The following is a 19,679-nucleotide window of genomic DNA, read 5'->3' as shown; positions in this document are numbered from 1 at the left end:
GGTTTCTCACCCCGAGGACAGGCCCGCCGCCGGGCGGATTCGGGCCGCCGAACGGGCGGGGGCGAACGCGGACAGGACGGCGAGCGCGAGCACGGCGGAGCCGCCGATCAGCAGGGGGGCGACGGCCGCCGACGGCCAGACCAGGACGCCGAGGCCGGCGAGCAGCAGTTCGGCGTAGAAGGTGCCGAACAGGCCGCCGCCGAGCAGCCCGGTGAGGGCGAGCAGGACGGCCTCGGCGAGGACGCCGCCGAGCAGCCCGCCCCTGGTCACGCCCAGTGCGCGGCGCAGCGCGAGCTCCTTGCGGCGCTCCTGCACGGAGATGGTGAGGGCGGTGCCGATGCCGGTGACGGCGACCGCGACGGACAGGCCCATCAGCAGCATGAGGAGGGTCAGGCCCTGGTCCAGGGCCTCCTGGGCGTCGGCGTCCCAGCCGCTGGCGGTGGTGGTCTCGACGGTGGGGTGGCCGGGCAGGGCGGCGGTGACGGCGGTCCGGTAGGCGGCCGGGTCGGCGTCGTCCCGGAGCGAGACGAGGACCCGCGTCACCCCTTCGGGGTCCGGGGTGCCGAAGACGGCGTCGGCGTAGTTGAGCAGGCCGCCGTCGACGACGTCGGTGAAGCGGGCGGTGCGGGGGCCTCCGGGCAGGTCGTTCAGGGTGACGGTGTCGCCGCGCTGGACGCCGAGGTTCCGGGCGGTGTGGGAGGCGAGCAGGACGTCGCCGGGGGCGAGCCCGGCGGTGACGCCCTCGGCGGCGAGCCAGTCGCGCATCCGGGTGGGGTCGGCGAGCACGACGGTGGCCCTGGCCGCGTCGGCGGTCGTGCCCCAGGCGCCCTCGGTGACGACGACCGGGACGCTGGCGCTCACCTCGGGGCGGTCCTCTGCGGCGGTGACGACCTCGGCCGGCAGGGGCCTGCGGCCGGTGTCGGCGACCTGGGCGTCCGGGCGGACCTCGGCGAACCCGTCGAAGGCGGCCTGCGTGGTGCCGGCGGTGACGGCGAAGAAGCTGACCATGGCCGAGGCGAGCAGCAGCGGCAGGGCGACCGAGGCGGCGCGCTGCGGGACGCGGCGGACCTCGGCGGTGGCGAGCTTCCACTGGGCCTTGGCCTCGGCCGGTCCGCCGAGGCGGGTGGCGACCGCGCCGAAGACGCGGCTGAGGGCGGGCACGACCACCGGGCCGAACACGCCGAACAGGGCGGTCGCGGCGCACATCGACGAGAAGAAGACCAGGAAGACGGCCGCGGCGGACTGCTGGAGCACGAGCGCGCCCGCGCCGAGCGCGACGGCGGCCACGAGCAGCGCGCCGCCGAGCAGGCGCCTGCGCAGCCTCGGCACGGCGATCGTGCCGTCCGCCGTGCGCAGGGCGGCCAGCGGGGCGACGCGGGCGGCGGACAGCGACGGGCGCAGCGCGGCCACGGCGCTGAGGACGGCGGCGGTGACGACGCCGATCACCAGGTAGGTGGGCGAGGGCAGGGCGGCGGGGTCGAGGTCGACCGCGCCGAACATCTCGGACAGGCCGGCGCCGTCCATCACCGCGCCGAGCGCGCGGGCGAGCGGGCCGGAGAGCAGGGCGCCGACGAGACCGGCCAGGACGCCGCTGATCAGGGCCTCCACCAGGTTGGCGGTGAGCAGCGGGCCCCGGAACGCGCCGAGGCAGCGGAGCAGGGCGGTGGTGCGCTGGCGCTGGAGGTAGACGGCGCGGAAGGTCGCCGAGGCGACGAACACGGCGGTGGCGAGCGCGAGCAGGCTGAACGGCAGGAGCATCACCCACAGCTCGGTGGCGTCGCCGCGCTCGGCGGTGACGGTGGCGGCGGTGCGGGTGACGGCGGTGGGTCCTGCGGCCTGGTCGACGGCGTCGAGCGCGCCGCCCCGGACGGCGAGCGCGGTGGTGACCGGCTCGGGGTCGACCTTCGCGGCGAGGTCGGGGCCGATCGAGGCGGTGGGGGAACCGCTGGTGGCGCCGCGCTCGGTGATGCCGCTGATGACGACCTGGATCGGGCGGCCGTTCGCGTCGGCGAGGGAGACCAGGCCGCCCGCGACGAGGTCGTGGCGGTGGGCGGTGACCCGGTCGACCGCGATCTCGCCGTCGGCGGCGGGCGGGCGGCCCTGGGCGATGGCGACGGAGCCGTCGGGGTCGACGTCGGCGACGGTGCGCTCCTCGGTGGCGCGGCCCGCGTCGAGGAGCAGGTCCAGCTCGACGCGCCGCTCGGGCACGACCTCGCGCACACCGGGGACGGCGGCGATCCGGTCGGCCATGGCCTGGTCGAGCCTGCCGCCGCTGAAGGGCTCGGGCAGGACGACGAGGTCGGTGCCGGTCGGCAGGGCGCGGGCGCCCTCGGCGGCGGAGCGCGCCATGGCGTCGCTGAGGAGCAGGGTCGCCAGCAGGCAGGCGACGCCGACGAGCAGGGCGACGGCGGGCAGCACCGCCCTGCCGGGGTGCGCGCGCAGCTCGGCGATGGCGAGCCGCAGGGACGTGGGCACTTCGGTCCTCCTCGGGACGCGGCGGCCGGTCGGTCCCGGCCTGCCGGAAGTCTCGTGGGGGCGGGGGCGCGCGGGCATCGGTCCGGGGTCGCGGGCGGGTGTACGACCGGGGTGCCGTGGCGGGTAGTCCTCGGGGAGGATCGGCGGGTGGAGCTGGTGGCGCTGGTTGATCCGGATGGGGCAGTGGTGGGGCGGGCCTCGCGGGAGCGAGTGCGCGCCGAGGGGCTGTGGCACTCGTGCGCGGCGATCGTGGTGCTGTCGGGGGACGGCGAGCGGGTGTACGTGCACCGGCGGACCGACACCAAGGACGTGTACCCCGGCCTGTGCGACCCGACGTGCGGCGGGGTGGTCGCGGACGGGGAGTCGCCGGAGGAGTGCGCCCGTCGGGAGCTGCGGGAGGAGCTGGGGGTGGTGGCGCCGGTGGAGTTCTCCTACCGGGCGCCGTTCGAGGACGGGAGCATCCGGTACGTCGCGCACGTCTACCTGGCGCGGTCCGACGGGCCGTTCACCCACCAGCCCGAGGAGGTGGCCTGGGGCGGGTGGGTGCCGCTCGCTCGGGTCCGCGAGCTGGTGGAGGACCCGGAGTGGGCGGTGGCGCCGGACGGGCGGGCGCTCGTGCGGCGGTTGTTCTCGTCCGGAGGCGGGCTGTGGGGTTAGGGGCGGTCTTCGCGCTGTCGACACCGGGGCCGGCGGTGCTGACGGCGGCCGGGCCGCCCGCTCAGGTCCAGGCGAGCGAGCCGCGCGTGGACCAGTACTGCTCGGCCGGTTCGACGAGCTCGTCGAGGGCGTCGGCGGGGACGTCCAGCTCTGCGGCGCGCAGGTTGGCGCGCAGCTGGTCGGTGCTCGCCGCCCCGGACAGGACCACGTCGGCCCACGGCTGGGCCGCGACCAGGGCGAGCGCCGCCGCGTCCGGGGTCGCGCCGAGCTCGCGCGCCAGGTCCTGGAGCGCGGCGGGCGGCTGGACGGCGAGGCGGCCGTTGGCGACGCCCTCCTTGACGTACACCTCGAAGCCCGCCGCCGACGCCTCGGCCAGCGCCTGGCCCGCCGCGCGCTCCAGGGCGTTCCAGGTGGACTGCACGACGGTGAACAGCGGCTGCCCGTCGACCTCCAGGGCGAGCGCGCGGCGGATGGTGTCGGCCTGGCGCGGGCCGGTGGTGGAGAAGCCGACCTTGACGTCACGGGTGCGCAGCGCGCCGAGGGCGTCGAGCAGGGCCGGGTCGTCGAACAGCGGGCTGTCCGCCGTGAGCGAGTGCACCAGGTAGCGGGAGGGCTCGATCAGGGCCGCGGTCTCCTCCCACTGCCGGGTGAAGCGTTGCAGCGAGTGCTCCTTGACCTCGTGCACGTCGGCGTCGGCGCGCCAGTCGGCGACGTACGCGTACCCCCACTTGCTGGAGACGACCACGTCGTCGTGCCCACGATCGGCGAGCCACTCGGACAGGAAGCTCTCGGACAGGCCGTAGGAGCGGGCGGCGTCGACCCGGCGCACCCCGGCTGCGTGCGCGGCGTCGAGGACGGCGTGGCAGGCGGCGCGCAGGGAGTCGACGTCCCTGGTGGCGGGGAGCGCGCCGTCGCGGCCGAGGTTGATGTAGGCGGGCCTGCCCAGCGCGGCGAGACCAAGGGCGAATTCGGACACGACCGCCACCGTAGCCGCGCGCGCCGGGCCGCCGGTCGTCAGGCGTCGCGGCGCAGCAGCACCACAGCGCCCGCGCCCAGCGCGAGGACCGCGTGCAGCGCCACCGCCAGCCCTGCGCCCCACGGGGACAGCAGCGGGTCGGGTTGGGCGCCCGCGAGCTGCGGGGCGAGCGCGGCCAGGCTGGTGCCGTAGACGTACTCGTTCCACGGCCTCGGCAGCAGCAGGGACGCGGTCGGGATCACGAACTGGAGCACCGACAGGGTGGTCAGCGCGCCCGCGCTGGAGCGGACCGCGAACCCCAGGCCGAGGCCCACCAGCGCCGATACCGCCATGACCAGCGCGTTCGCCAGCACCGTCGGCCACGCGTCGGACAGCTCCGGGAACGCCGCGATCGGCGCGGGGCGGTCGCCGGTGATCCACTCGCCCAGCCCGGTCGCGGCCAGCGACAGCAGCAGCGCCAGGGCGGTCGCGGTCGCCGCCACCACCAGGGTCTTCGCCGCCAGGAACGCGCCCCTGCGCGGCACGGCCACCAGCGCCGGGCGGATCATGCCGCCGCCGTGCTCGGCGGTGATGGCCAGCGCGCCCAGCACGCCCAGGCAGAACTGGCCGATCGGCACCACCGGCAGCGCCGGGTCGGCGGCCTCGAACCGCAGCCGCACCTCGGGCGCCGCTTGGTCCCAGTCGGCGGTCATCAGGTAGGCGATCGCGGCGCCGCCGAGCAGGGCGAGCGCGAGCACGGCCAGCAGCACGGCCGTGGAGCGGACGGTGCGGAGCTTGAGCCACTCGGACGACAGCAGCGCGGTCACGCCGCCACCCCCTCGGCGCGGTGCCGCACCACGGACTCGGTCAGCTCCAGGTACGCCTCCTCCAGGGACGCGCCGCGCGGCGTCAGCTCGTGCAGCAGCACCCCCTCGGCGTGCGCGATCCCGGCGACGGCGGGCGCGTCCAGCCCGCGCACCACCCACCGCTCCCCCTCCGGCACGACCTCTCCCCCGGCCCGCTCCAGCGCCGCCACCAGCCCACCGGGCTCCGGGGCGCGCACCAGCACCTCGCGCCGCGCCCGGTCCACCAGCTCCGACACCGGTCCCTCCAGCACCAGCCTGCCCCGCCCGACCACGACCACCCGGTCGGCGGTCAGCGCCATCTCGCCCATCAGGTGGCTCGACACCAGCACCGCCCTCCCCTCCGCCGCCAAGCCCCGCATCAGCCCCCGGATCCAGCGGATGCCCTCCGGGTCGAGCCCGTTCACCGGCTCGTCGAACAGCAGCACCTCCGGGTCCCCGAGCAGCGCCGCCGCGACGCCGAGCCGCTGCCGCATCCCCAGCGACAGCGCGCCCACCCGCCTGCCCGCCACCGAACCGAGCCCCACCCGCTCCAGCAGCTCGTCCACCCTGCGGTCGCCGATGCCGTTGCTCCTGGCCAGCACGCGCAGGTGGTCGCGGGCCGCGCGGCCGGGGTGGGCGTCACCGGCGTCGAGCAGCGCGCCCACCCGGTGCAGCGGCCGGGGCAGGTCGGCGTACCGGTGGCCGCCGACGAGCGCCTCCCCGGACGTGGGGCGGTCCAGGCCCAGCACCACGCGCATGGTGGTGGACTTGCCCGCGCCGTTCGGGCCGAGGAACCCGGTCACCAGGCCGGGCGGCACGGTGAAGCTCAGGCCGTCGACCGCTCTCGTCGCGCCGTAGCGCTTGGTCAGCTCACGCACTTCGATCACCGGCACAGCGAACCGCCCCGAGCACCCCCGGCGGATCGGACCACGGGCCGCACCTCGGATCGGCCCCAGGTCCGATCCGGCGGTCGGCGCGGGACCGCTAGCGTCGCGGGGTGCGACTCCGGCTCTCCTCCGTGTCCCTGCTGCACGCGGCCGACGGCCTCGCGGCGCTGGCCGCCGTGGTGGTCTACCTCTACTTCGCCTCCAAGAGCACCGCCCCGCAGTGGGCGGAGCTGCAGCTGGCGCTGCTGATCGGCGTGCCGCTGGCGGTGCGCAGGCAGTGGCCGCTGGCGGTGTTCGTGGTGGTGGTGCTGGCGCAGAACGTGGCGACGGTCCTGCAGATCACCCTGGAGATGTACCTGCCGAGCGCGTACGCCGCCTACGCCCTGGGGCTGCTCGTGCCGCGCCGCAGGTCGCTGCCGGTGCTGGTCGGCGCGCTGCCGGTCACCGCCGTCGCGCTGGTGGTCGGGCAGCCGTGGCCGGACGACGTCGGGCTGGTGGGCGCGGTCTCGGTGATCCTGGTGGCGTCGTGGGCGCTGGGGCGGGCCAACCGGGTGAACCGGGCGCACCGGGCCCGTGCCGAGCGGGAGCGGGCCGAGCGGACCGTGGAGGCCGAGCGGCGGCGGATCGCGCGCGAGCTGCACGACGTGGTCGCGCACAGCCTGAGCCTGATCGCGGTCAAGACGGGCACCGCGAACCACGTGTGCGCCGACCTGCCCGAGGTGGCCCGCGACGCGCTGGTGGTGGCCGAGCGGACCAGCCGCGACACGCTCGTGGAGATGCGCAGGCTGCTGGGGGTGCTGCGGGACGAGGACCACGCGGCCGAGCGCGCCCCGATGCCGGGCCTGGCCGACCTGCCCGCGCTGGTGGGGGCGGCGCGGGACGCCGGGGTCGACGTGGAGCTGGCCGCGGGCGCGCCCGAGCTGCCGGACGCGGTCGGCCGGACGGTGTACCGGCTGGTGCAGGAGTCGATCACGAACGTGGTCAAGCACGCCGCCCCCGCGAGCTGCCGGGTGACGATCGCGCTGGTGGACGGGGTGGCGGTGGTGGAGGTGGTCGACGACGGTCCGGGCGCGCCGGACCCGCTGCCGCAGGGGCACGGGCTGGTCGGGATGCGCGAGCGGGTCGCCGTCTACGGGGGCGCGCTGGAGACCGGGAACCGGCCCGAGGGCGGGTTCCGGGTGCGGGCGGAGGTGCCGCTCGGATGAGCCGGAACGAGGTGGGAACGGGCGAGGTGGGAACGGGCGAGGTGGGAACGGGCGAGGTGGGAACGGGCGAGGTGGGAACGGGCGAGGTGGGAACGGGCGAGGTGGGAACGGGCGAGGCGGGGACGGACGCGATGAGTCCAGGCCCGATGAGCGCGGCCCCCGCGACCCTGGACCCGGCGGGCCCGCCCGCCGCGCCCCCGGCCCCGATCGGCGTGGTGATCGCCGACGACCAGGCGCTGCTGCGCGGCAGCTTCGAGGTGCTGGTGGGCTCGGCCCCCGACCTGCGGGTGCTGGGCACCGCCGAGGACGGCGAGCGGGCCGTCGCGGTGGCCGCCCGCGTGCGGCCCGACGTGGTGCTGATGGACGTGCGGATGCCGAACGTGGACGGCATCGAGGCCACCGCGCGGATCTGCGCGGCGCAGGCGGGCGTCAGGGTGCTGATCCTGACCACGTTCGACCTGGACGAGTACGTGTACGCCGCGCTGCGGGCGGGCGCGAGCGGGTTCCTGCTCAAGGACACCCCGCCCGCCGACCTGCTGGCCGCGATCCGGGTGGTGGCCTCGGGCGAGGCGCTGCTGTCGCCCTCGGTGACCCGGCGGCTGATCACCGAGTTCGCCGCGCGCCCCGCCGCCCGGCCGCTGCCCGCGCTGGACGCGGTGACCGCCCGCGAGCGCGAGGTGCTGCGGCTGGTTGCCGAGGGCCTGTCGAACACCGAGATCACCGAGGCGCTGCACGTCTCGCGCGGCACGCTGAAGACGCACGTCGGGCGGCTGCTGCACAAGCTCGGCGCCCGCGACCGCGCCCAGCTGGTGATCGCCGCCTACGAGTCCGGCCTGGTCACGGCCGGTCGACGCGCGGAACCCCTCCCCGGCGCGCTGCCGGGGAGGGGTTCCGGGGACCGGTGACGGCACGACCCGCGGGTCGTGCCGCTCCCGCGTGGGCCTAGAGGTACTGGCCCGTGTTGGTCGCCGTGTCGATGGCCCGACCGGTCTCCTGGTTCTTGCCGGTCACCAGGGTGCGGATGTACACGATCCGCTCCCCCTTCTTGCCGGAGATGCGCGCCCAGTCGTCCGGGTTGGTCGTGTTGGGCAGGTCCTCGTTCTCGGCGAACTCGTCGACGATGGCGTCCATCAGGTGCCGGACCGACAGGCCGGGCTGCTTGGTGTCCAGCAGCGACTTGATCGCCGACTTCTTCGCCCGGTCCACGATGTTCTGGATCATCGCGCCGGAGTTGAAGTCCCGGAAGTACAGGACCTCCTTGTCACCGTTGGCGTAGGTGACCTCCAGGAACCGGTTCTCGTCGGTCTCCTCGTACATGCGCTCGACGGTGTGCTGCACCATGCCCTGGATGCAGGCCGCCGGGTCGCCGCCGAACTCGGTGAGGTCGTCGGCGTGCAGCGGCAGGTCGTCGGTCAGGTACTTGGCGAAGATGTCCTTCGCGCCCTCGGCGTCCGGGCGCTCGATCTTGATCTTCACGTCGAGGCGGCCCGGCCGCAGGATCGCCGGGTCGATCATGTCCTCGCGGTTGGAGGCGCCGATGACGATGACGTTCTCCAGGCCCTCGACGCCGTCGATCTCCGAGAGCAGCTGCGGCACGATCGTGGTCTCCACGTCGGAGGACACGCCGCTGCCGCGGGTGCGGAAGATCGAGTCCATCTCGTCGAAGAACACGATCACGGGGGTGCCCTCGGAGGCCTTCTCCCGCGCCCGCTGGAAGATCAGCCGGATGTGCCGCTCGGTCTCGCCGACGAACTTGTTGAGCAGCTCGGGGCCCTTGATGTTGAGGAAGAAGCTCTTGGCGTCCTTGTGGTCCTCGCCGCGCGCCTTCGAGACCTGCTTGGCCAGCGAGTTCGCGACCGCCTTCGCGATGAGCGTCTTGCCGCAGCCGGGAGGGCCGTAGAGCAGGACGCCCTTGGGCGGGCGCAGCTTGTACTCGCGGAACAGGTCGGCGTGCAGGAACGGCAGCTCCACGGCGTCGCGGATCTGCTCGATCTGCCGGGAGAGGCCGCCGATGTCCTCGTAGCGGACGTCCGGCACCTCCTCCAGCACCAGGTCCTCCACCTCGGCCTTGGGCACCCGCTCGTAGGCGAAGCCCGCCTTGGAGTCGACCAGGAGCGAGTCCCCGGCCTTGAGCGGGGAGTCGAGCAGCGGCTGGGCGAGCCAGACCACCCGCTCCTCGTCCGCGTGGCCGACGACCAGGGCCCGCGCGACGGAGCCCTCGGGCCCGCCGTCGTCGAGCACCTCGCGCAGCGCGCACACCTCGCCGGTGCGCTCGAAGTCGCCGCCCTCGACCACGGTCAGCGCCTCGTTCAGGCGCACCGACTGACCCATGACCAGGGAGGAGGTCTCGACCGACGGCGAGACCGACACGCGCATCCGGCGGCCGGACGTGAACACGTCGACCGTGCCGTCCTCGAACCGGGCGAGGAAGACGCCGTACCCGCTGGGCGGCTGCGCCAGCCGGTCCACCTCCTCGCGGAGCGCGAGGAGCTGGCCGCGCGCCTCGCGGAGGGTGTCGATGAGCTTGGTGTTGCGCTCGGTCAGCTGGTTGACGCGCTCGGTGGCCTCGGCCAACCGCTGCTCCAGCAGGCGGGCGTGTCGTGGGGATTCCGTCAACTTGCGGCGGAGCAGCGCGATCTCGTCCTCGAGGAACCTGATCTGCGCCGTCAACTCGCCGGAGCTGCTGCCATTGCTCAGCTCGCCGCCCTCGTCGGGCTGGCTGCCGGGATGACCGTGCGGCATGTCGGCGCCCTCCTCCCGTGTTCGTACGACAACGGTACCGGCGATCACCGACAAAAGCGGCCACCTCGGCGGGCTGCCGGAGCGGCGGGTGATCACCGGGTTCGACATGTACGGGGGGTGAACTGCTCCATCTCGGTGTCACCGCCCGCCGCTCACCCGGTGCGGCGCGGGTGCCGGTGACGCCCCACCGGCTGTGTCCGGGCAGTGTCCCCGGCGTGAACGGGGAATTCCAGGGGATTGCGCCGGTGGTGTCCCGGCGGGCCCGTCGGGCGCCGGGGTCGCGGGCGGGGTGATCGGGGCCGCAGCCAGGCGAGTTCGGCTCGCGGCGGGGCGTCGGCGGGCCCCCGACGGGCTCCGGCGGGCTTCCCACAGGGTGGGCGGTCCGGTTACGGGTGGTCAGGCGGTGGTCGCGGCGGGTGGGTGAGGGCGGGGCGCGGGGGCGGGCCAGGCGGGGCGCTCCGGTCCGGTTACGGTCAGCAGCCCCGGAGGGCCGACACCTCCCTCTGCCAGCCGGAATGCGGCCAACCGGGTGGTTTCGACCTCGGCGGGGTGGGGATGACGTTGAGGGGGCTCGGTGTCGCCCGTCCGAGAAGCTTTCGACGCTCTCGGTGACGGTGTAGTTCCCCGAGTTGGGGGAAAGTCTCATCCAGGTGAACCTGTCGCGGCAGGGCGCTACTGTGCGCTCTGAGCACGGCCATCCCGGTACGAGGAGAACGCGATGTCGGTCCCGCCCCCCGGTCCGCACGGCCAGCAACCGGACCCGTACGGGCAGCAGCCGGGGCACGGCCAGCCCAGCGGCGGCTTCCCGCAGCAGCCCCAGCCCCAGCAGTTCGGCCAGCCCCAGCAGCAGGGCTACGGGCAGCAGGGCTACGGGCAGCAGGGGTACGGGCAGCAGGGGTACGGGCAGCAGGGGTACGGGCAGCAGCCCTACGGTCAGCCGGGGCACGGCCAGCAGCCGGGGCAGTTCGGGCAGCCCGGTCCGTTCGAGCAGGCGGGCCAGTACGGGCAGCCGGGTCAGTACGCGCAGCACGGGCAGCCGGGTCAGTACGGACGGCAGCCGGGGATGCCGGGCCAGTTCGGCTTCGACCCGAGCGGGGGCCTGCCGCCAGGGAAGAAGAGCGCCCTGCCCTGGGTGCTCGGCGGGGTCGGCGTGCTCGCCGTCGTCGGGCTCGTCGTGGGCCTGCTCGTGTTCACCGGCGACGACAAGACCGACACCGCGAGCGGCGGCTCCGACCAGTCCACCCCCGCCTCCAGCTCCGGCCAGGCGGGCGGCTCCGCGGAGACGGCCGAGGCCGAGAAGGTCGTGGACGCCTACGTCGCCGAGCTGGAGAAGGGCAAGAGCGCGGACAAGGCGAAGTCGCAGGCCATGATCTGCGCCGCCGACCGGCCGACCGTGAAGGCGTTCGCCGAGCAGGCCGAGGCGGTGGAGGCCAGCCTCCCCGCCGAGCGCCGCGAGCAGCTGAACTCGGTGAAGCTGGACTACTCGGTGGAGAACGTGACCGCGTCGGGCACGACCGGCTCGCTCACCATGCGGGTCAAGTACTCGAACGTCCCCGCCGGGGTGGCCCTGCCCGCCGAGAGCACCACGGCGCTGGAGCTGGTCAAGGAGAGCGGCGACTGGAAGATCTGCGGTCTGGCCAAGCAGCTCACCGGCAACCCCGGCGGCGCCACCGGCTGATCGACCGCTCCCCCGCCCCGACCACCGCCGGGCGCCCCTCGCGCGGGGTGGCGCCGCCGAGGTCGGGGGCGGGGTGAACACCACCGTTCCAGCGATCTTGAACCGCGCGGAGCGCTACCCTGCGCAGGCGTGGGCCACCGCCCCCGGCCCCGCATCCCCCTACCGGGCGCCAGCACCGCCCCAGCAGCTCCGAGGAGATCCCCCATGTCGGTCCCGCCGCCTCCCGGTCCCCAGGGGCCGCCGTCCGGCCCGTTCGGCCAGCAGCCCGGCTACGGGCAGCCCAGCGGTGGCTTCCCGCAGCAGCCCCAGCAGCCGGGCTACGGGCAGCCCGGCCAGTACGGGCAGCCGGACCAGTACGGCCAGCAGCCCCAGTCGGGGCAGTTCGGGCAGCAGCCGGGCCAGTACGGCCAGCAGCCGGGCCAGCCCGGTCAGTTCGGGCAGCAGCCCGGCTACGGGCAGCCCGGCCAGCAGCCCGGTTACGGGCAGCCCGGCCAGCCGGGTCAGTACGGCCAGCAGCCCGGCCAGTACGGCCAGCAGCCCGGCCAGTTCGGCCAGCAGCCCTACGGCCAGCCCGGTCAGCCCGGCTTCGACCAGTACGGCGGCGTCCCGCCCAAGAAGAAGAGCCCCCTGCCCTGGGTGCTCGGCGGCGTCGGCGCGCTCGTGGTGATCGGCGTCGTCGTGACGCTGGTGATGGTGCTCGGCGGCGGTGGCGGCAGCAGCGCGCAGGAGGTGGCCGAGCGCTACGTCGCGGCGACCAACGGCGACGGCGAGCTGGACGAGGACATGCTCTGCGCGGCGGACGCGGCCAAGATCGCCGAGCTGAACAAGCAGTTCGAGAACATGGAGAAGCCCGACCTCGGCGACCTCCCCGACTCGCCCGCCTCGCAGATGAAGGCCACGAACACCCTCGGCAAGGTGACCGAGAACGGTGACAAGGGCACCTTCGAGGTGATCATGAAGTTCGAGAACGTGCCGGACATCATGAAGGAGTACGTCAAGGACACCACGCGGACGATGGACGTGGTGAAGGAGGACGGCGGCTGGAAGGTCTGCAACGTCTTCAAGGCGCTGGAGACCACCACCCTCGGCGGCTGAGCCCCCTGAGCGGCGAGAACGCCCCGGCGACCACCAGGTCGCCGGGGCGTTCCGCGTTCAGGGCCCGCTCAGCCCTTCGACGGCCTGCGCTGCGGGCGCGGCGGGGTGACGCCGTCGGCGAGCCTGCGGGTGGTCAGCAGGAACGCGGTGTGCGCGATCATCCGGTGCTCGGGGCGCACCGCCAGGCCCACCACGTGCCACGGCCGCACGAGCGTCTCCCACGCCTGCGGCTCGGTCCAGTGCTGCTGCTCGCGCAGCGCCTCGGTGACCTTCGACAGCTGCGTCGTGGTCGCCACGTACACCACGAGCACGCCGCCGGGGATGAGGTTGGCGGCCACGGTCGGCAGCACGTCCCACGGCGCGAGCATGTCCAGGACCACCCGGTCGACCTCGCCGGTGTGGGTGGCCAGGTCGTCCACGGTCAGCGACCAGTTGGCGGGCCGCTCGCCGAAGAACTGCTCGACGTTGCGGATCGCGTGGTCGGCGTGGTCCTGGCGGACCTCGTAGGAGGTCACGCTGCCCTTCTCGCCGACCGCGCGCAGCAGCGAGCAGGTCAGCGCGCCCGACCCGGCGCCCGCCTCCAGCACGCGCGCGCCGGGGAAGACGTCGCCGTACATGACGATCTGCGCGGCGTCCTTGGGGTAGATGACCTGCGCGCCCCTGGGCATGGACAGCACGTAGTCGGCGAGCAGCGGGCGCAGCGCCAGGAACGAGGTGCCGCCCACGGAGGACACCACGCTGCCCTCGGGCTGCCCGATCAGCTTGTCGTGCGGCAGCGCGCCGCGGTGCGTGTGGTACTCCTTGCCCGGTTCGAGCACGATGGTGTAGTGCCGTCCCTTCGGGTCGGTCAACTGCACCCGGTCTCCGGGCTGGAACGGACCACTGGCGGTGCTCACCGCGACGAACCTCCTGCGCGAAGCTGCCCGCGACCTGCGGACGGGCACGATGGTCGCAGAAGCCCCCCGACCGGCTACCGGCGGGCCAGCAGCTTGGCGGAGGACCAGACCGGCCCGGTGACCAGCCACACCCCGCACACCGCGGCGAGCAGCCGCAGCGAGTCGAGCAGCGACCCGACCCGGTCCAGGCCGCCCGCGGCGAGCGCGAGGACCCCGACGACGGCGGCGGCGACGACGCCCGCGAGCACCGCCTTGCCCCACTCCCGCCACTCGTGGGCCACCCGCTCCGGCCCCTCCTCCGGCGGCTTGACCGGGGGCGGCCCGCCCGCGAACCAGTGCGCGAACCGCTGGTCGGCCCAGCGCAGCATCGAGTGCCCGAACGCGACGCTCACGCCGAGGTAGAGGGCGGCGAGGCCGTGCGCGCCGGTCGCCTGGCCGCCGCGCGCCAGGTCGAGCACGGCGGCGGCGAGCAGCACCACGTCCAGCAGCGGGGCGCAGGCGAGCAGGACGGCGCCCGCGCGGCGCAGCCTGAACGCGTAGCGCAGCAGCAGACCGGCGGCGAGCACGACCCAGAAGCCGACCTCGCAGGCCACGATGACCAGGACCAGGGGTTCCACGGCGACCAGCGTGGCCCGGACGCTCCCCGGTGCGCGTCGGCGATCGGTGCCACCCGGTGGTCATCAGTTCGTAGGACGTGCCGGGGCGCACCGGTGTGGTGGGATGGGCCGGTGCCGTCCCGCACCGATCTCGCCGTGGTCGCGACGGCCCTGGGCGCCGGGCTCCTGCTGTTCTGGATCGACTTCGACCGGATGTGGGGCCCCGACCAGGCCGCGCCGACCTGGGTGCGGGTGCTGCTGCTGGTGGTGGCCTGCGCGGGTCAGCTGTTCCGGACCGCGCGGCCCGGTCTGGCGCTGGCGCTGGCCGGTCCGGCGGTGGCGGTGGACCTGGCGCTCGGGCACAGCAGCGTGGTGCTGGTGGTGGGGGTGGACGTGCTGTTCAGCACGTCGGTCTCGGCCGGGCCGAGGCTGTACCGGGGTCTGGTGACCGGGATCGGGCTGCTGTGCGTCGGCCTGACCGTGGGGGCCTCGCTGCTGACCGGGGAGCCAGGGCTCGCGCTGCTGGTGGCGGTGCAGGCGTTCTCGATGGCGGTGGTCCCGGTGTGGTGGGGGTCGAACATCCGCCAGCACCGGCAGAACGAGCGGCAGCTGGCGCGCATCGCCGAGCTGGACCGCAGGGCCGCCGTGACCGCCGAGCGCGCCCGGATGGCCCGCGACCTGCACGACGTGGTCGCCGGGCACCTGTCGGCGATCGCGATCCAGTCCGAGGCGGTGCTGACCCTGCCGGACGACGACCCGGAGCGGGTGCGGTCGGTGCTGCGGGCGGTGCGGGAGGGCAGCGTGGGGGCGCTGGCGGAGATGCGCACGATGATCGACGTGCTGCGGGCCGACGGCGAGGTGGACGAGGCGGTGTCGGCGCGGCTGGGCGAGGTGGGGCGGCTGGTGGAGGCGTCCGGGCTGGACGTGCGGCTGCGGGTGGACGACGTGAGCGGGGTGCCTGCGGCGGTGGACGTGGCCGGGTACCGGATCGCGCAGGAGTCGCTGACGAACGCGCTCAAGCACGGGGCGCGCGGCGGGCGGGTGTCGCTGCGGGTGGAGCGGCAGGCCGCGCGGGTGGTGCTGGAGGTCGGCAACGAGGTGCGGGACGAGGGGCGCGCCGGGCGGGCGCCGGGGAGCGGGACGGGGTTGGTGGGCATGGCGGAGCGGGCGCACGCGGTGGGCGGGCGGTTCCGGGCCGGGGTCGAGGACGGGCTGTGGGTCGTGCGGGCGGAGCTGCCGCTGTGACCGGGGACGCCGGGAGCGCGGACGGGGCCGTCGAGGTGCTGGTGGCCGACGACCACGCGGCGGTGCGGGCGGGCCTGGTGATGATCCTGGGCGGCGCGCCGGGCGTGCGGGTCGTGGGCGAGGCCGGTGACGGGGAGGCGGCCGTGCGGATGGCCCGCGAGCTGCGGCCGGACGTGGTGCTGATGGACGTGCGGATGCCGGGGGTGGACGGCATCGAGGCGACCCGGCGGCTGGCCGGGGTGTGCGAGGTGCTGGTGCTGACCACGTTCGACCTGGACGAGTACGTGCGCGGGGCGCTGCGCGCGGGCGCGGCCGGGTTCCTGCTGAAGTCGGTGGAGGCCCCGGCGCTGGTGGACGCGGTGCGGCGGGTGGCGGCCGGTGACGGGGTGCTGGCGCCCTCGGTGACCAGGCGGGTGATGCGGGAGTTCGCGGCCGGGCCCGCCGCCCGCGCCAAGCCCGACCTGGGCGCGCTGACCGACCGGGAGGTCGACGTGCTGCGCTGCCTGGGGGAAGGGCTGTCGAACGCGCAGATCGGCACGCGGCTGCGGATCGGCGAGACGACGGTGAAGACGCACGTGTCGCGGGTGCTGATGAAGCTGGACCTGCGCTCGCGGGTGCAGGCCGCGCTGCTGGCGCAGGACGCGGACCTGGGGCCTCCCGGCTAGCGGCGCCTGCCTGCCCTCGGGACTAGCCCGCCTTCGGGAAGTGGGGGCGCAGGTTCGCGGCCACGAGCCGGTCGAGCGCCCGGTCGCCGAGCAGGCGCGGGAGGCGGGTGAGCAGGACCGCCGCCTCGGCGGGCAGTCCGGCCTTCGTGAACGCCGTGGCCGGTCATCTCGGTGCGCACCCCGCCCGGCCGGGCCACCACGACCGTGACGCCGTGCGGGGCCAGCTCGCGGCGCAGCGCGTCGCTCATGCCCTCCATGGCGAACTTCGCGCCCGCGTGCGCGCCGTACGCCGGCATGGCGACCTTGCCGCCGACGGAGCTGCTGTTGACCACCCGGCCGGAACTGGCGTGCAGCGCGGGCAGCAGGGCCATGGTGACGGCGACGTGCCCGAAGAAGTTCACCTCGAACTGGCGTCGCCACTCGTCCGTGGGCAGCAGCTCGACCGGGGCGTTGATGGCGATGCCCGCGTTGTCGACCAGCGCGCGCAGCGGCCTGCGGTCCTCGGCGACCCGGTGGGCGGTGGCCGACGCCGCCGCCAGGCTGCTGGGCGCTGCTGATGGCGAGCGCGCAGGGCGTCGTCGCGATGGAGAACAGCGGGCACCTCACCGCCGAGAAGTGGCAGGCCACCGGCGCCGAGGCGCTCAGGCTGCCGATCTCCCGGATCGAGCGCGCGCCGGAACCACCGGAAGCCCGATCACCGGCGCACCGATCACCGGCGCACCGATCACCGGCTAGCGGCTCTCCAGCGCGGCCTTGAGGTCCTCTCGGCGCAGCACCCCGGCGGGCCTGCCCTCCAGGTCGACCACCAGGTACTCGCGCGCCGCCGTCCCCTGGACCCGCTCGACCACGTCGTCCCCGGCCTCGTCGGCGAGCAGCACGGTCTCCGGCCGGATCGGCACGGCGGCCTGCTCGGCGGGCGCGTGCGGGGACGTGCTGGCCAGGCGCTCGGCCAGGGTCCGGTCCAGCAGCCCGGCGGCGACCCCGTCGGCGCGCACCAGCACCACCCCGCGCCCGGCGGCGGCCGACAGCGCGCCGGACACCGGGCTCTCGGCGGGCAGCTGGAGCACCGGGCGCACGAGCTGCTGCAGGGTGAGCCCCTCCGGCCAGGCCCTGGCCCGCTCGGCCGCCGACTCGCCGCGCGCGCCCGCGACCACGAACCAGGCGGTGAGCAGGCACACGCCGAAGCGCAGCCAGCGGTCCGGCGCGCCGTCGAGCAGCCCGAGCACCGCCCAGACCACCAGGAGCGCGGCCACCAGCCCACCGCCGATGACGGCGGCCCTGGTGCCGGTGGCGCGCTTGCCGGTGATGGCCCAGACGCCCGCGCGCAGGATGCGCCCGCCGTCCAGCGGCAGGCCCGGCAGGAGGTTGAACACGGCGACGGCGGCGTTGGCGAACGAGGTCTGCGCGACCAGCAGCCACACCGCGTCGGTGGTCGGGATGGCGTGGGCGCCGAGCGCGAACACGCCCGCGAGCAGCACGGACACCAGCGGTCCCGCCGCCGCGACCAGGCCCTCGTGGCGCGGGGTGCCGGGGGCCCTGGCCACCTCGGAGACCCCGCCGAGCAGGAACAGCCGCAGCCTGCGCACCGGCAGGCCCAGGCGCAGCGCGACCAGGCTGTGGCCCAGCTCGTGGGCCAGCACGGACAGGCCAAGGAACAGCGCGAACGCGGCGGCGAGCGCCAGGCCGGTGAAGCCGCCTGCGTCCGGGCTGATCCGGCTCGCGAGCGGCGCGTACAGCACGACGATGACCGCCGAGCCCAACCACCACGAGGGCGCCAGCAGCACCGGGATGCCCGCGGCGCGGAACAGCGGCAGACCGCCCTCCCGGCCCGCCCTCGCCCGCCAGCCCTCCGCAGTCGCCATCGTGGGGAGCGTAGGCGCGGTCGTGTCACGTCGGGGTGTGCCGGGCGGCCGGGAGTGTCGGTGGGGTGGCCTACTGTGCTCCGCATGGCAGCGCCCACCACATCCGATCGCCCCGTGCGCAGGCCGGCCCTGTCGCCCTCCCGCGCGGGCGACTTCAAGCAGTGCCCGCTGCTCTACCGCTTCCGGGCGGTCGACCGGCTCCCCGAGAAGCCGACGAAGGCCCAGGTCAGGGGCACGGTCGTGCACGCCGTGCTGGAGGATTTGTTCGCGCTGCCCGCCGCCGAGCGGGTGCCGGAGCGGGCCAGGGAGCTGGTGGAGCCCGCCTGGGCGCGGGTGCGGCAGGAGCGGCCGGAGTTCGCGGAGCTGTTCGGCGCGGACCAGGACGAGGAGCAGGCGGACTGGCTGACGTCGGCGCGCGAGCTGCTGGAGGGCTACTTCGGGCTGGAGGACCCGCGCCGGTTCGACCCGGAGTCGCGGGAGCTGCTGGTCGAGTGGGAGCTGCCGTCCGGGGTGCTGCTGCGCGGGTACGTGGACCGGGTCGACGTGGCGCCCACCGGGGAGATCCGGGTGGTCGACTACAAGACCGGCGCGGCGCCGCGCGAGCACGTCGAGGGCAAGGCGCTGTTCCAGATGAAGTTCTACGCGCTGGTGCTGTGGCGGCAGCGCGGGGTGGTGCCCCGGCAGCTGCGGCTGATGTACCTGGCGGACCGGCAGGCGCTGGCGTACTCGCCGGACGAGGGCGAGCTGGCCAGGTTCGAGCGGACCCTGGAGGCGATCTGGGAGGCGATCCTGCGCGCCGGGCGCACCGGCGACTTCCGGCCGAACCCGAGCAGGCTGTGCGACTACTGCGACCACAAGGCGCTGTGCCCGGCGTTCGACGGGACGCCGCCGCCGTATCCGGGCTGGCCGGAGCCGGGCGCGGTGGCGGAGAGCGCGGCGGACCGGGTCGACTAGGGCTGGAGCGGCTGGGGCTGCCGGGCTGCTGAGCCTGGGGTTGCTGGGCTCGGAGTCGCCGCGGCCGGATCGGCCGGGGCTGGGATCGGCCGGGGGCTTCCGGCATCGGCTCGTCGGGAGGGGTGTTCGTGGTGGAGGCGTTCTACGCGCCGCTGGGCGGGGACCGGTACGCGGCGACCAAGCACACCGTCGGGCCGTGGTCGGCGGACAGCCAGCACCTGGGTCCGCCGTCCGCGCTGCTGGTGCGGGAGCTGGAGCGGCTGCCGGGCTCGGGGGTGCTGTCGCGGGTGGCGTTCGACGTGCTCGGGCCGGTGCCGGTGGCGGAGCTGGTGGTGTCGGCCTCGGTGGTGCGGCCCGGCCGGTCGGTGGAGCTGCTCGCGGCGGTGCTCGCGCACGAGGGCCGGGAGGTGCTGCGGGCGTCGGCGTGGCGAGTCGCCCCCGGCGCGACGGCGTCGGTGGCGTCGGGGCAGCCCGAGCTGCTGCCGCCGCCGTCCGCGTGCGCGGAGTTCTCGGTGCCCGGCGACTGGACGTGCGGGTACCTGCAGGCGATGGAGTGGCGGTCGGTCAGCGGCGGGCTCGCGACGCCCGGCGACGCGGCCGTGTGGGCCCGGCCGCGCGTCCCGGTGGTGGCGGGCGAGGAGGCGAGCGCGGCGCAGCGGCTGTTCACCGTGGCGGACTCGGCGAGCGGGGTGTCGACGCGGCTGGACATCCGGCGGTGGTACGCGATCAACACCGAGCTGACCGTGCACCTGCACCGGGAGCCGGTGGGCGAGTGGTTCGCGCTGGACGCCGAGACCGTGGTCGGGCCGACCGGGGTCGGGGTGGCCAGCAGCGTGGTGCACGACCTGGAGGGCGCGGTGGGGCGGACCGCGCAGGCGCTGTTCGTGCGGGAGAGGTGACCGAGGCGCCGCTCGTGCTGTGC

The 19,679-nt window shown here is 75.3% G+C and carries 18 protein-coding genes; 9 read left to right on the top strand and 9 right to left on the bottom strand.

All coding sequences use genetic code 11. The annotated features are described in order from the left end of the window. Positions 1–6 precede the first annotated feature (6 nt). Positions 7–2,475 (bottom strand): FtsX-like permease family protein, encoded by a 2,469-nt coding sequence (locus AMIR_RS11220; RefSeq protein ID WP_015801067.1) that lies wholly within the window; start codon positions 2,473–2,475, stop codon positions 7–9. Between the two features lie 147 nt (positions 2,476–2,622). On the opposite strand from AMIR_RS11220, the gene AMIR_RS11215 reads away from it, so the two are divergent. Next, entirely contained in the window at positions 2,623–3,132 is a 510-nt protein-coding gene (locus AMIR_RS11215; RefSeq protein ID WP_015801066.1) for an NUDIX hydrolase, read from the top strand. 61 nt (positions 3,133–3,193) lie between these two features. On the opposite strand, the gene AMIR_RS11210 is transcribed toward AMIR_RS11215, so the two are convergent. Genes AMIR_RS11210 through AMIR_RS11200 form a run of 3 tightly spaced genes read right to left on the bottom strand, consistent with a single transcriptional unit; the run spans position 3,194 to position 5,819 of the window. Continuing rightward, entirely contained in the window at positions 3,194–4,108 is a 915-nt protein-coding gene (locus AMIR_RS11210) for an aldo/keto reductase (RefSeq protein WP_015801065.1), read from the bottom strand. A gap of 38 nt (positions 4,109–4,146) precedes the next feature. Continuing rightward, positions 4,147–4,914: an ABC transporter permease gene (locus AMIR_RS11205; RefSeq protein ID WP_015801064.1), complete on the bottom strand. Its 768-nt coding sequence runs from the start codon at positions 4,912–4,914 to the stop codon at positions 4,147–4,149. After that, a complete protein-coding gene (locus AMIR_RS11200) occupies positions 4,911–5,819 on the bottom strand; it encodes an ATP-binding cassette domain-containing protein (RefSeq protein WP_041837619.1) in 909 nt (302 codons plus the stop codon). Before AMIR_RS11200 ends, AMIR_RS11205 begins: the two co-directional genes overlap by 4 nt. 110 nt (positions 5,820–5,929) lie before the next feature. Between AMIR_RS11200 and AMIR_RS11195 the strand changes: the two genes are divergently transcribed. Further along, positions 5,930–7,024 (top strand): sensor histidine kinase, encoded by a 1,095-nt coding sequence (locus tag AMIR_RS11195; protein ID WP_041836706.1) that lies wholly within the window; start codon positions 5,930–5,932, stop codon positions 7,022–7,024. Positions 7,025–7,170: 146 nt separating this feature from the next. Continuing rightward, positions 7,171–7,929, top strand: a complete 759-nt coding sequence (locus AMIR_RS11190; RefSeq protein ID WP_049797115.1) for a response regulator — start codon at positions 7,171–7,173, stop codon at positions 7,927–7,929. Positions 7,930–7,966: 37 nt separating this feature from the next. Here AMIR_RS11190 and arc read toward each other — a convergent pair whose 3' ends face one another. Beyond that, the gene (arc, locus tag AMIR_RS11185; RefSeq protein ID WP_015801060.1) at positions 7,967–9,766 is read right to left on the bottom strand and encodes a proteasome ATPase; all 1,800 of its coding nucleotides are present in this window, start codon (positions 9,764–9,766) and stop codon (positions 7,967–7,969) included. A gap of 718 nt (positions 9,767–10,484) precedes the next feature. On the opposite strand from arc, the gene AMIR_RS41700 reads away from it, so the two are divergent. Together AMIR_RS41700 and AMIR_RS40935 are read left to right on the top strand one after the other, a co-directional pair. Then, positions 10,485–11,444, top strand: a complete 960-nt coding sequence (locus AMIR_RS41700) for a nuclear transport factor 2 family protein (protein WP_015801059.1) — start codon at positions 10,485–10,487, stop codon at positions 11,442–11,444. 204 nt (positions 11,445–11,648) lie between these two features. Continuing rightward, complete coding sequence (locus AMIR_RS40935; protein ID WP_015801058.1) at positions 11,649–12,539, top strand: Rv0361 family membrane protein; 891 nt, start codon at positions 11,649–11,651, stop codon at positions 12,537–12,539. A 68-nt stretch (positions 12,540–12,607) separates the two neighbouring features. Here AMIR_RS40935 and AMIR_RS11170 read toward each other — a convergent pair whose 3' ends face one another. Together AMIR_RS11170 and AMIR_RS11165 are read right to left on the bottom strand one after the other, a co-directional pair. Beyond that, the gene (locus tag AMIR_RS11170) at positions 12,608–13,435 is read right to left on the bottom strand and encodes a tRNA (adenine-N1)-methyltransferase (RefSeq protein ID WP_015801057.1); all 828 of its coding nucleotides are present in this window, start codon (positions 13,433–13,435) and stop codon (positions 12,608–12,610) included. Positions 13,436–13,509: 74 nt separating this feature from the next. Then, a complete protein-coding gene (locus AMIR_RS11165) occupies positions 13,510–14,052 on the bottom strand; it encodes a hypothetical protein (RefSeq protein WP_015801056.1) in 543 nt (180 codons plus the stop codon). 111 nt (positions 14,053–14,163) lie between these two features. Here AMIR_RS11165 and AMIR_RS11160 point away from each other — a divergent pair, with 111 nt between their 5' ends. Beyond that, positions 14,164–15,276, top strand: a complete 1,113-nt coding sequence (locus AMIR_RS11160; RefSeq protein WP_015801055.1) for a sensor histidine kinase — start codon at positions 14,164–14,166, stop codon at positions 15,274–15,276. After that, positions 15,273–15,941 (top strand): response regulator, encoded by a 669-nt coding sequence (locus AMIR_RS11155; RefSeq protein WP_041836705.1) that lies wholly within the window; start codon positions 15,273–15,275, stop codon positions 15,939–15,941. The genes AMIR_RS11160 and AMIR_RS11155 overlap by 4 nt, the downstream gene beginning before the upstream one ends. On the opposite strand, the gene AMIR_RS36920 is transcribed toward AMIR_RS11155, so the two are convergent. Beyond that, positions 15,938–16,420: an SDR family NAD(P)-dependent oxidoreductase gene (locus tag AMIR_RS36920; protein ID WP_245554645.1), complete on the bottom strand. Its 483-nt coding sequence runs from the start codon at positions 16,418–16,420 to the stop codon at positions 15,938–15,940. The genes AMIR_RS11155 and AMIR_RS36920 overlap by 4 nt on opposite strands. 252 nt (positions 16,421–16,672) lie before the next feature. Next, positions 16,673–17,803, bottom strand: a complete 1,131-nt coding sequence (locus tag AMIR_RS11145) for a site-2 protease family protein (protein ID WP_015801053.1) — start codon at positions 17,801–17,803, stop codon at positions 16,673–16,675. Positions 17,804–17,887: 84 nt separating this feature from the next. Here AMIR_RS11145 and AMIR_RS11140 point away from each other — a divergent pair, with 84 nt between their 5' ends. Then, positions 17,888–18,757, top strand: coding sequence for a RecB family exonuclease (locus tag AMIR_RS11140; protein ID WP_041837614.1), 870 nt, complete (start codon positions 17,888–17,890; stop codon positions 18,755–18,757). 128 nt (positions 18,758–18,885) lie between these two features. Next, the gene (locus AMIR_RS11135; RefSeq protein ID WP_015801051.1) at positions 18,886–19,656 is read left to right on the top strand and encodes a thioesterase family protein; all 771 of its coding nucleotides are present in this window, start codon (positions 18,886–18,888) and stop codon (positions 19,654–19,656) included. The last annotated feature ends 23 nt before the right edge of the window (positions 19,657–19,679 follow it).

The organism is Actinosynnema mirum DSM 43827 (assembly GCF_000023245.1).
Taxonomy (GTDB): domain Bacteria; phylum Actinomycetota; class Actinomycetes; order Mycobacteriales; family Pseudonocardiaceae; genus Actinosynnema; species Actinosynnema mirum.
Note: the sequence above shows the minus strand (reverse complement) of the source record. Positions and strands in the feature narration are given on the sequence as shown.